The organism is Vicinamibacteria bacterium, assembly GCA_035620555.1.
GTDB lineage: Bacteria > Acidobacteriota > Vicinamibacteria > Marinacidobacterales > SMYC01 > DASPGQ01.
Genome location: DASPGQ010000708.1, coordinates 1 through 11,192 on the forward strand (window position 1 = coordinate 1; position 11,192 = coordinate 11,192).

Annotated in this window: 10 protein-coding genes; 5 read left to right on the forward strand and 5 right to left on the reverse strand. The window is 63.3% G+C overall.

Features of this window, described 5'->3' with window-relative positions; translation table 11 throughout:
• The first annotated feature begins 299 nt into the window (after nucleotides 1-299).
• Genes VEK15_28460 through VEK15_28470 form a run of 3 tightly spaced genes read left to right on the forward strand, consistent with a single transcriptional unit; the run spans nucleotide 300 to nucleotide 5,164 of the window.
• Nucleotides 300-2,165 carry an ATP-binding protein gene (locus VEK15_28460; protein HXV64664.1) on the forward strand — a complete coding sequence of 622 codons (1,866 nt, stop codon included), beginning with the start codon at nucleotides 300-302 and terminating at the stop codon, nucleotides 2,163-2,165.
• 57 nt (nucleotides 2,166-2,222) lie between these two features.
• Complete coding sequence (locus VEK15_28465; GenBank protein ID HXV64665.1) at nucleotides 2,223-2,534, forward strand: PadR family transcriptional regulator; 312 nt, start codon at nucleotides 2,223-2,225, stop codon at nucleotides 2,532-2,534.
• A complete protein-coding gene (locus VEK15_28470) occupies nucleotides 2,531-5,164 on the forward strand; it encodes an ABC transporter permease (GenBank protein HXV64666.1) in 2,634 nt (877 codons plus the stop codon). The genes VEK15_28465 and VEK15_28470 overlap by 4 nt, the downstream gene beginning before the upstream one ends.
• Nucleotides 5,165-5,215: 51 nt before the next feature.
• On the opposite strand, the gene VEK15_28475 is transcribed toward VEK15_28470, so the two are convergent.
• Entirely contained in the window at nucleotides 5,216-6,415 is a 1,200-nt protein-coding gene (locus tag VEK15_28475) for a hypothetical protein (GenBank protein HXV64667.1), read from the reverse strand.
• 146 nt (nucleotides 6,416-6,561) lie between these two features.
• Here VEK15_28475 and VEK15_28480 point away from each other — a divergent pair, with 146 nt between their 5' ends.
• Nucleotides 6,562-7,536, forward strand: a complete 975-nt coding sequence (locus VEK15_28480; GenBank protein ID HXV64668.1) for an aldo/keto reductase — start codon at nucleotides 6,562-6,564, stop codon at nucleotides 7,534-7,536.
• Here the strand turns inward: VEK15_28480 and VEK15_28485 are convergent.
• The gene (locus VEK15_28485; protein ID HXV64669.1) at nucleotides 7,533-8,942 is read right to left on the reverse strand and encodes an aspartate aminotransferase family protein; all 1,410 of its coding nucleotides are present in this window, start codon (nucleotides 8,940-8,942) and stop codon (nucleotides 7,533-7,535) included. The two genes, VEK15_28480 and VEK15_28485, sit on opposite strands and share 4 nt — an antisense overlap.
• A gap of 59 nt (nucleotides 8,943-9,001) precedes the next feature.
• Here VEK15_28485 and VEK15_28490 point away from each other — a divergent pair, with 59 nt between their 5' ends.
• Nucleotides 9,002-9,778 (forward strand): NAD-dependent protein deacylase, encoded by a 777-nt coding sequence (locus VEK15_28490; protein HXV64670.1) that lies wholly within the window; start codon nucleotides 9,002-9,004, stop codon nucleotides 9,776-9,778.
• A gap of 19 nt (nucleotides 9,779-9,797) precedes the next feature.
• Here VEK15_28490 and VEK15_28495 read toward each other — a convergent pair whose 3' ends face one another.
• The 3 genes from VEK15_28495 to VEK15_28505 all read right to left on the reverse strand — a co-directional run.
• Nucleotides 9,798-10,217 carry a type II toxin-antitoxin system VapC family toxin gene (locus VEK15_28495; protein HXV64671.1) on the reverse strand — a complete coding sequence of 140 codons (420 nt, stop codon included), beginning with the start codon at nucleotides 10,215-10,217 and terminating at the stop codon, nucleotides 9,798-9,800.
• Nucleotides 10,214-10,468 (reverse strand): YlcI/YnfO family protein, encoded by a 255-nt coding sequence (locus VEK15_28500; GenBank protein HXV64672.1) that lies wholly within the window; start codon nucleotides 10,466-10,468, stop codon nucleotides 10,214-10,216. The genes VEK15_28495 and VEK15_28500 overlap by 4 nt, the downstream gene beginning before the upstream one ends.
• A gap of 115 nt (nucleotides 10,469-10,583) precedes the next feature.
• Nucleotides 10,584-11,192, reverse strand: a 609-nt coding sequence (locus tag VEK15_28505) for a hypothetical protein (protein ID HXV64673.1), incomplete at its 5' end; no start/stop codon positions are given.

The window sequence follows — 11,192 nt, forward strand, 5'->3', positions numbered from 1 at the left end:
TCCAGTCCTTGACGAGGGTCCACCAAGTTTTCAGCGACCGGAGAGGAATCACCTCCTCGATCTTCATTCCGAACTGCTCTCCCAGGTGGCCATAATCGACAGGGTGGTCGGCTTGCTGAGCTTCGAGCAATGTCGAGTCGAACCATCGCGGTACGGGCATGGCACGCCCTCCCTTCCGAGCTCCGCGGACACCAGCAGGCGCCGCGGCGGAATCCTAGCAGAGAGCCAGGGGTTGCCAATCAGTTCCAAGAGACCAGTGGATACCGCGAATCACGCTGTGCCTGTGCTAAGTTTCGGTCGTGCCGAGACAGCGGGAGAAGGACCAGAGTGTCGAAGAAGGCCGTGTGCGCGTCCATGACCCCTTCGAGCTCATTCGCTGGCTCGCCCTGAGCCAGCCCGACCCCAAGAAGGCTCTCGCGGAGCTCGTCCAGAACAGTCTGGACGCCCGGGCGCGTCATATCCGCATCTCCCGTGTTCGAGAAAAGAAGGTCCCTTGCCTCAAGATTCTCGACGACGGGGAGGGCGTCATCCCCGAGATCGAAGACCGCCGCGAAGCACTGCGCTACGTCGCGACCCACATCGGCCACAGCCGAAAGCGCTCGCTCTCACCCGAAGAGCGGCTCCACCTCATGACGCAGGGTCGCTATGGCATCGGGCTTCTCGGATTCTGGTGCCTGGGGCGGATCCTCGAAATCCGAACCTCGCTTCCGCGGCAAAAACCCTACCGCCTCCTGCTCTATCGAAACGAGCCCCGCTTCAAGATCGAACCGCTTCGAGGAAAGCTCGTCTTCGACGACCGGTTCACCGAAGTGGTTGTCGTGGATCTGGACCGAGATTCGTCGGCCGCATTGAGCGGCCGTCGCGCCGCGGACTACCTCGCCTCCGAGCTCAGAGGGCAACTGCTCGCTCGGTCGGTCGAAGTCGTCATCGAAGACAAGATGTCCCGCGGCCGTTCACCCAAAACGCTACGCGTGAGACCCCCGCGCTTTCTCGGCGAGCGACTCGAAGGGCTCGATACGGTCGAAGTGCCGGGCCACGCTCCGGCTCGACTCGAGCTCTATTTGACCGGAGTCGACTCCGAGTCGGATGGGTCGGTGCCGGTCGCGCTCTACGCCGCGGGGACGGTCGTGACCGACGACTTCACCCAGTTGAGCGCAATCGATCTCGACCACGCACCCTGGACGGATCCGCGACTGACCGGCATGGTTGATTTTCCCGAGCTATCCGTCGCCCCGGGAAGCCGGCGCGGCGTGATTCCCGACGAAGTCTCACACGCCTTCGCTCAGGCCTTGCGTCGAATCGAGCCTCTGGTCATGGGCATCCTGGAGACCAAGGAGCGCGAGCGTGCCGAGCAGCTCGACCAGAACGCCGTTCGGGATCTGAAACGCGCTTTCCGGGACTTCTATCGCAAGCGGCCCCGGTACTCGATGCTCCCGATGCAAAGAAAGTCGGCCGAGGGTATGGGTGATTCATCGGCCGGAGCCGGGGTCTCGACGGATATCGAAGAATCCGTGGAAAGCTCCCTGGAACCGTCGGGGGCGGAGCCTTCCGAGCTCTTTCCGCCCGGACCGCTCTCCGCGGTCGATATCGTGCCAAAGAATCTCGTGGTGGAGAGCAACACCGAGAGAAACGTGCGTGCCAGGGCATTCGACGACGCGGGACGCCAGATTCTCGAAAGCATCGATTACAGCTGGGACGTCTGGGGTCGCGTGGGGAGCGTCCGAGAGGAGGGCGCGAAAGCCATATTCGTCGCAGGCGAGGACCCGACCGATGGAATTTTATCGGTCACCGCACGAGAGCCGGTGACTGGCATGGAACTGTCCGCAGCCGTGCCGGTCGAGGTCGTAGAGACGTTGCCAACGAGCGGGGACGAAGGGATTCCCGAGCCGGAGCTGATCGACGCCACCGGGGCGAGCTGGCGCTCACGGTTCCACGAAGACCGGTGGCAGGTCAACACCGGTCATCCCGACTACCGGGCGAGCACCGCGAAGCCCGCCCTGAAGCTCCGCTACCTGGCCACGCTTTTCGCCAAAGAAGTCGTTCTCCGGTCGAGTCAGGACCCCAGATTCGAAGAGCCGCTCGAGCAGATGGTCGAGGTGAGCGCCTACGCCGATCGCCAGCTGACCGAGCGGCCGCCGCGCGGCCGACGCAAGAAATCCAGTTGATGGATCCTTTGCGACCGGGAGGGATATAGAGTATAACTTCTACATAGGTAGTTCTGCATGCCTCGATCCCTGGGACCCGCTCAGATCCAGGTATTGGAAGCCGTCGCGAGCGGCGTCGGCTATGGCTTCGATGTCATGGAGACGACCACGCTTCCGAGCGGCACCGTCTACCCAGCGCTTTCCCGACTCGAGAAAGCCGGCTTGGTGCGCTCACGTTGGGAGAGCGCGGGCATCGCTCATCGGGAGAAACGACCGCAAAGGCGCTACTACGAGGTGACGCCGGCCGGTCTCGAGGTCCTTGCGGAAGCCCTCAGGCGCTATCAAACGCTCGCGAGGTCTCTCGCGCGAACGGTCAAGGAGTCGACGTGAGCGAATGCTGGCGACGTCGCCTCGCAGCCGCGGTCGTCCAGCTCATCGCGGCCCTCGTGCCGCGTGACGAGCGCGACCGATGGAAACGAGAGTGGCTCGCCGAGATCGCGTGCTCGAAACCCAGCGGCCTGGTCGGCCATAGTCTGGGTGCGGTGCCTCATGCGGTCTTTCTCATCAAAGAGGCCTGGAGGTGGGACATGGTGCATCGAGATGTCCATTACGCGTTGCGCAGCCTGCTTCACCAGCCCGGCTTCCTGGTTGCCGCGTCGGTGACGCTCGCCGTCGGTATCGGGGCGAACACCGCCCTCTTCTCCGTAATCGACGCCGTGCTTCTCCGTCCTCAGAGCTACGGGGAGCCGGAGCGACTCCTCTCCGTCTTCGAGACGCAGGACGGAGGGATCACGCGCGATGGACCCGGGCCCGCCAACCTTCTCGACTGGCGACGCGAGAGCGAAACGCTCGAGAGCATTGCCGCATGGTGGGTCGAGTCCACCACGATCCTGGGCGATCGCCACGGCGAGACGGAGGAAGTACCCAGTGCCCGTGTGACCGCGGATTTCTTTCGGGTGCTCGCCGTCGAGCCGACCCTCGGGCGCACGTTCACCGAAGAGGAGGTCGCGACCGGGGAGACCGTTGCGGTCTTGAGCTACGAATTGTGGCAGACCCGTTACGCTTCGGACGAGGGCGTCCTCGAAAAGGAGGTGCGGTTCAAGAACGACGCCTGGCGAGTCATCGGAGTCATGCCCGCGAGATTTCGCCCGCCGGGAACGTTTCCTGGTGACGTTCTTCTGTTCAAGCCCTGGGACTTCCGGCGCGACTATGCCCACCTTCCCCAGGTGCCTCGGGACCACCGATTCCTTCGCGCCGCGGCGCGCCTGGAGCCGGGGATCACGCTCGCCGAAGCGCGGGCGGAAATGGACTCGATCGCGGCTTCGCTCGCCGAGGCTTACCCGGAAACCAATCGTGGGTGGGGCGTCGTGCTGGTTCCGGTTCACGAGGCGATCGTCGGCGACGTCAAGTCAGCCCTCATCATTCTATTGGGCGCGTCGGGATTCCTGCTCCTCCTCGCCTGTTCCAACGTGACGAGCCTTCTTCTCATGAGGGCGTCGGGGCGAAGCCGCGAGATGGCGGTGCGAACCGCACTCGGTGCGTCCCGACTGCGTTTGGTCCGGCAGCTGGTGGTCGAGAGCGTTGTTCTCGCCGGGCTGGGCGCGGTTATTGGAACGCTCTTCGCTCGAGCGGGCATCGAGCTCGTCCTGCGCTTTGCCCCCGCGGGAATTCCGCGAGTCGAGGAGATTGGTATCGATGAGCGCGTCTTGATGTTCGCGCTCACCATCGCCGCTCTCACCGGCCTCGCCGCCGGTCTCGCTCCCGCGATTCAGGGCTCGAGCGCCCTGCCGTCGAGAAGCCTCAAAGACGCCTCGGGAGTCGTTTCGTCGGAACGGACGCGACAACGTCTTCGCTCCGCCATCGTCGTCGTCGAAGTGGCGGCGGCCGTGCTGCTGGTGACGGGCTCGGGTCTCTTCCTCCAGAGTTTCGCTCGCGTTCTCGCCGTCGAGCCCGGCTTCGATCCGGAAAGGCTTCTCGTCGTCCGGATGCGTCTCGACCCCGAGACCTACGGTCGTGGCGGGGCGCGCCTCTACTATGACGAGCTCCTCGAGCGCCTCCGCGCCCTTCCCAACGTGATCGGCGCGGCCGGAACGACCGCGCTCGAGATGGACGAAATGGACGTCGACTTCGATCGTCCGTTCTGGCGCGACGGTGAACCGAGGCCGTTGGGCGGCGGACCGGGTGTTCAGATCCGGATGGCCACCGTTGGCTATTTCGAGACGATGAGGATTCCCCTGCTGGCGGGGCGGACTTTCGACGAGCTCGACGACCGGACCAAGCCGCGCGTTCTCATCGTGAACGAGTCCATGGCACGACGGACGTGGCCCGGTGCCAGCCCTCTCGGCAAGCGCATCTTCATCGATTACCAGAGCTATCAGGGCGCCTACGAGATCGTGGGCGTCGTCGGGGATACGCGTTTCTACGGGCACCGGAGCGCGACGAAGCCCGCCGTCTATATCCCGCATGCGCAGAACCCGTATCTTCCGCTCAATCTCGTGATTCGTACGGCCGGCGACCCGACGGCCATCGCGCCGGCGGTGAGGCGGGCGGTGCTCGAGCAGGATCCGAACCAGCCGGTTCATAGCATGCACACGATGGAGGCACTCGTCAGCGGCTATCTCGGCGGGGACCGTTTCGCCGCCTTTCTCATGACGGTCCTTGCGGCGATTGCGTTGTTGCTCGCCACGGTGGGACTGTACGGCGCGGTTGCCTACGGCGTGAGCTTTAGAAAACGGGAGCTCGGGCTCCGCCTGGCGCTCGGCGCCGACCGGGGCGACATCGTGAAGCTGATCCTCGCCGGAGGTGTGCCCATCGGGCTCGTGGGAATGGCGCTCGGTTTGGGGGGAGCCGTCCTCTCGGGTCGATTCCTCCGCGCGGTTTTGTTCGAGATCTCGCCCACGGATGCTACGACGCTCGGCGTCGCCGCCGTTCTTGCCATCGTCACCGTCGTCTCGGCCTGCTACCTGCCGGCGCGTCGAGCCTCGCGGATCGATCCCACGACGAGCCTGCGCGCGGATTGATCGCTTGCCTCCGAGGGGGAGAAACAACAAGACCAAGTCGAAGCGAGCGACTCACGCAAAGAGCACGAAGAGGACGTGGCCGAAAACTCCGGCGAAGAGGCCTCCGGTGAAATGGGTCACGATCGCCACGCTGGTCAGATCACGCTCCTTGATGCCGTCCATCATTCCCACATGAGTGCTCAAGAACCCCGCGTTGCAGATTCCCATCGCGGTGAAAACGCAGACTTCCCGAGCCCCTATGATGCCGCTTTCGAGGAATCTCGGAACCATGGCAATCGCCGCACCCACGGATCCGAGTGACGTTACCGGAAAGGCGATGGCTTCGGGATTCTCGAATCCGAAAAGCGGCTCGATCAGAAACGAGAGCTTGGCTCCAAGCCAGGGGAAGAAAGCGACCCCTTCATAGGCACCCCCAGTGTACACGCCATCCTTCGGTCCATAGGAAAGCATCATGACGGTTGTGCAAATAATGATGATTCCCGGGGTGATGTCGAGTCCCGTTTGCACTCCATGGGCACCCCCATCGAGTAAAGCCTGCAGCGCTCTTTGAGCGACGTTCCCTTTCCGTACTTCCCGGTAACGGAAGATGTCATAGCCTTCCTGTTCCTCGGTGACGACTCCCTGCTCCTGGCCGTACTTCTTCTTGCCGAAATATCCCATGAGGCGGACCCCGATGATGCCCCCGAGTATCGCTCCGATGTTTCCGAGCAGAACCGCCCTCCCCAGGGGCTGCCCTTCGGAGGACTGCGCGAGCATAAAGGTCGTGACGATCAGACCCATGCCGAAGACGGTTCCCAGGTTGACGAGGGTGGTCACCTGCCACTTCTTGAAGTACTTGAGGAAGCCCTTGTCGGCGCTCAAGGGCATGATGGCGGGGTTATCGGACAGGTAGGTGGCGACCACGCCGACGGAGCTCGCGCCCGGAAGGCCGAAGAGCGGCTTCATCAGAGGCGACAACAGCCGGTTGGCGATGCTGACGATCCCGAACTCGGAGATGACCGATGTGAATGCTCCCGCCAGGATAATGACACCCATCAGGAAGAGGGCGGTGTTCAAGATCAGATCGTGCGCCGTACTCATCATAGTCTTGAACATCTGGGCGAGTCCCATCTTCGAGGCGAGGGCGGCGAACGAGACGACGACGACGAAGGTCGCGACGATGGTCTCGGTGGTGACCGCGGCCACGATGCGGCGCTCGGTCTCCGGTCGCCCCACGTCGGGGCCATCGTCTCTTTTGACTCCAAACGCCATGACGCCACCCGAGGGAAGTTTCGCTGAGATTCTAACGGCTCAGAAGCATCCTGGACGCGAAAGATTTGCTCGAGCGACGCATCCACTCCACCCGGAATGGGCGGACCCCGAAGCGCCGGTTGCTACGCATCCGTTACAATCGGCAGGTGGAGCATCGGAAGCTCGGTCGAACCGGACTCGCCGTGTCCCGGCTGGGGCTCGGCTGCGGCAACTTCGGGGGCATCGGATCGGATTCCCGTCTCTTCGGAATGGGCGAAAGCGAAGAAACGGCTCGGGCGCTCATGGATCACGCCTTCGAGATCGGCATCAATTTCTTCGATACGGCGGACTCCTATGGTGGCGGCCGGAGCCAGCAGATCATCGGACGCTGGCTGACGACGAAACCGAGCTCGATCCGGCAGCAAATCCTCATTAGCAGCAAGTCGTTCAACCCCGTGGGAGACGGGCCCAACGACCGCGGCCTCTCGCGTCGTCATCTCAAACGCCAGATCGAAGCGAGCTTGAAGGTCCTCGGGGTCGAACGGCTCGACACGTTCCTGATCCACGAGCCCGACCCCCAAACGCCGATCGAGGAGACTCTCTCCGCACTCGACGATCTGATTCACGATGGCAAGATCCACTACATCGGTGCCTCTAACGTGGAGGCCTGGCGCCTCATGAAAGCGCTCGGCGTGAGCGACAAGCTCGGCCTCGAGCGTTTCCAATGGGTGCAGAACAGCTTCAGCCTGCTCGAGTGCAACCAGGAGGAAATGCTGGCACTCTGCGCCGAAGAGGGGCTGGGGTTCACGCCGTTCAGCCCTCTGGCCGGCGGCTGGCTCACGGGGAAGTATGCGGAGCCCGGTGATTTCCCCGAAGGCTCGCGTATGACTCTGCGCCCCGAGCCCTACCGGCATCTTCTCGACCGGCGTGTCTTCGAGGGGCTCGGGCGGTTCCGCGACGAAGCCCAGAGGAGAGGGCTGACGATGGCGGCGCTCGCGCATGCCTGGCTCCTGAATCACCCACGGGTGACGGCGGTCATCACTGGGCCGCGCACGGTCGAACATCTCGACGACGCCAAGCGGGGTCTCGAGGTCGTCTTGTCCGCCGGCGAGCGCAGCGAGCTCGAATCTCTGTTCGCCTAATCCAGTCGCTCCGCCAGCTGAGAGATGCGCTCCACGCTCCGGTCGATGTCCGATTCGGTCGTGCGAGGGTTGATGGGACAGAGACGAATCACCGTCTTCCCGGCGAGCGTCGTCGAGCTCACGAAGGCGAAGCCGTCGTCCATCACCGCTTTCACGAGACGCCGGTTGAGCTCGTCGGAGCGGCCCGGGGTGCGGGCCCGGTAGCGGAAGGCGACGACGCCGAGCTCGGCGGGCGCCACGATCTCGAAGAGCTCGCTTTCGCGAAGCCGCGCTTCCGCTCGTTCCGCCATCTCGATTCCGTGTTCGACCGCCGCCCGGATGCCATCGAGACCGAACAGCTTGAACGTCATCCAGAGCCTCAACGCCCGGAAGCTGCGAGTCAGCTCGATGCCATAGTCGCAAAAGTTGAGCTCGTCCGACCCGCCCTTCACATCGTCCAAATACTCGGGAAACACTTGAAAATACTTCTGGAGAAGATTTCCTTCGCGGACGAGCACGGTTCCCGTCCCATAGGGCTGAAAGAGCCACTTGTGGGGATCGAGGCTCAGCGAATCGGCTCGATCGAGCCCGCGGAGCAGATGTGACTTTCTAGGTGACAGCGCGGCGACGGCGCCGAAGGAGCCGTCGACGTGGAGCCAGATGTCTTCTCTCCTGCAGAGCTCGGCGAGCTCGGGCAGCGGATCCACGGCTCCGGTGTTCGTCGTGCCGGCATTGGCGATGACGACGAATGGCTTCCGACCTCGGGCTCGGTCGGAGGCGATCGCTTTTTCCAGGGCTGGCAGCGACAGCCGAAACCCTTCGTCGGTTTCGACTCGGGTGAGCTGGTGGGGTCTCAGCCCCAGCACGCGGAAGGCCCGTTCCATCGAGGAATGCGTCTGGCTCGAACAATATCCCATTCCCGACGCGAGTTCTCCGGAAAGCCGGTCCTCGCGAGCCACCAGAAGAGCGGTGAGATTGGCGGCCGATCCGCCGCTCACGAAAAGACCGGCGGCCGAGCCAGGCAGCCCCAGGATCTCCTTCAGCCAGTCGATCGTAACGAGCTCGATTTCAGTGGGGCCCGATGCCTCGAGCCAGGTCCCGGCAAAGACGTTGAATCCCGAAGCGATCAGGCTTCCGAGCACGCCGGCAAAGTTGTTGGGCCCGGGAACGAACGCGAAGTTTCTCGGGTGATCGACGTGGATGATGTTGGGGAGCACATGACGGGACAGCGTGTCGAAGATCGCGTCGGCCGAGCTCGGTTCTCGGGGCGGCGGCTCGCGAAGCGCTCGCTCCATGTCCTCTCGCGATTGGATACGACTCACCGGAAGCCGGGGCAGCTTTTCGAAATGCGACACGACGAGGTCGATGGCGCGGTAGCCGAGTCTCATCATCTCCTCGCGATCGAGGGTCAAGTCCTTCGTTGCCATCTCGCTGGTTCCTCCTCTTCTCGGTGGCAAACGCGCCTCGTGCCATGACATTCTGGCCCATGGCTCTCGTCGTACCAAACGAGCTCGACGAACGGTTCGCCCTCGTCGCCTCGTTTCTGAGACGAGCGCGGAGCGTGCTGTTCGTAACCGGAGCCGGCATCTCCGCCGATTCGGGACTGCCCACTTACCGCGGAGTGGGCGGCCTTTATGAGGTGGCGGACACCCCCGAAGGTCTCCCGATCGAAGAGATTCTCTCGGGCGAGATGGTGCGGCGCAATCCCGCCCTCACGTGGCAGTACCTCCACGAGATCGAATCGGCGACGCGGGGAGCGCGGTTCAACGCGGCGCACGCATTCGTGGCGGAAGCCGAGAAGCGTCACGAGCGCGTATGGGTCATTACTCAGAACGTCGACGGATTGCACCGAAGCGCGGGATCCAATCGCGTCATCGATATCCATGGCGACATCCACGACCTGCGATGCACGGACTGCGACTTCACCGAAACGGTCGCGAGCTTCGAGACACTCGCACCCTTGCCGCTCTGCCCCCGATGCAACTCGGCTCTGCGGCCCGACGTCGTCCTCTTCGGTGAGCTTCTTCCCACCGCGAAGGTCTGGACCATGGAAAAAGAGCTGGCGGCCGGATTCGACGTCGTTTTCTCCGTGGGGACGACCAGCGTTTTCCCGTACATCGTGCGTCCCGTGCTCGAGGCGAAGCGCCGCGGCGTTCCCACGGTCGAGATCAATCCCGGCGAGACGGTCGTCTCCGACCTGGTGGACGTGAAGCTGCCTCTCGGTGCCGCCGACGCCTTCCAGGCAATCAGCAAACAGCTCTAGGCGAGCGAGAGAGCTCGCTCTACCTTATGGGCGACTCAGTCCAGTTCTCGAGTCGCAAGCGGGGAATTCGGCTCATGTGCTCGATGTTGTCGGTGACGAGCACGGCGTCGCTACTCAAGGCATGAGACGCTATGGCCACGTCGAAGTCCTCGATCGGGACGCCTCGCTTCTCGAGATCGGCTTTGATTCGACCGAAGGCTCGACTCACGTCGTCCGACCAGTTCGCACGCACCAGGTTCTCGAGAAGGACGTCGAAGCGCCGACGAAGTCGTTTTCGTCGCGCCGAGCGCGGCAGTCTTGCCAGGCCGTATTCGATCTCCGCCACCACGGGCTGCGGAAGAGAGACATCGGTACGACGATGTGCTGTTAGCCGTGCGGCCACGTTCGGATCCCCTCGCATGAGAAACGATACGGTATTCGTGTCGAGGACGTACTTCACAGCTCGGGCGGGGCCTTCCGAGTCCGGCGAGAGGAGATGACGCGCATCATCTCCTCCGCGGCTCGAACTCCCTGTTTGTCCTTCACCGCGTCGGCGAGCATTTCTCTCAGCCGGGGGCTCCAGGACGTCTCCTCACGGATTCTGGCCTCGAGCGTCTCGACGATGTACCGGTTCCTGCTCACCCCTTGCTCCTCGGCCCTCTGGTCGAGCTTCTCCAGCAATTCCTTGGGGAGATGCACCGTGGTGGTCATGCGAATGGAATATGAATATATTCGTCCGGCGTCAAGCTTTCACGCGCCGGCAGCCGCGGCGAGAGGTTTGCAATCCCTTCCCGTGTAACGAGGCCGGACGCGGTAGCACTGACCTTCACCAGTCGAGGCGGAACGAGAACTGAAACGTGCGCGCGAATCCCGAGACATTCGTGATGCGCCCAAAATTGCGCGTGCCGAAGCCGATATTCGGCCCGTCGAAATCGGGTCGATCGAAGACGTTGATGATCTCGAGCCGAAACGCTGCGTTCGCCGCGCCGGCCCGAGCCGACTTCTGAAACGCGACATCCCAGTTCGCACGGAAGGGTGAGCGCACGCGAGTGTCCGTGCGGGGGGCGTCACCGAAGGTGAAGGCTTCCGGCTGGTCCCACGCATCGGGGTTGAGATAGGTGTCGAGATTCTCGAGCGTACTCCCGATGTGGCCGGGGTCGACGCCGGGCACGATGTTAGGACGCTGGATCGCGGAGAAGACAAAGGTATTGGGAAACGCGAGAACGGCAATCGGGAACCCGCTCTGATAGAAGCCCGTCGCCGAGATCGTCCATCCGCCGAAAACCTGACTCGCGAGTCCCCCGCCGTCGAGCCACCGCCGGCCGACGCCGAACGGAAGCTCGTAAATACCGCTGACGTTCAGGCGGTGGGGGACGTCGGTCAACGACCGCGACCACTCGCCGTCTATCAGATTGGTGCTATCGAGCGGGGTATT

What these genes read in the sequence shown, in the direction of transcription:
- VEK15_28465 (HXV64665.1), top strand. Translation starts at nt 2,223, where the DNA reads ATGCCTCGATCCCTGGGACCCGCTCAGATCCAGGTATTGGAAGCCGTC.
- VEK15_28475 (HXV64667.1), bottom strand. Translation starts at nt 6,415, where the DNA reads ATGGCGTTTGGAGTCAAAAGAGACGATGGCCCCGACGTGGGGCGACCG.
- VEK15_28485 (HXV64669.1), bottom strand. Translation starts at nt 8,942, where the DNA reads ATGGCAACGAAGGACTTGACCCTCGATCGCGAGGAGATGATGAGACTC.
- VEK15_28490 (HXV64670.1), top strand. Translation starts at nt 9,002, where the DNA reads ATGGCTCTCGTCGTACCAAACGAGCTCGACGAACGGTTCGCCCTCGTC.
- VEK15_28500 (HXV64672.1), bottom strand. Translation starts at nt 10,468, where the DNA reads ATGACCACCACGGTGCATCTCCCCAAGGAATTGCTGGAGAAGCTCGAC.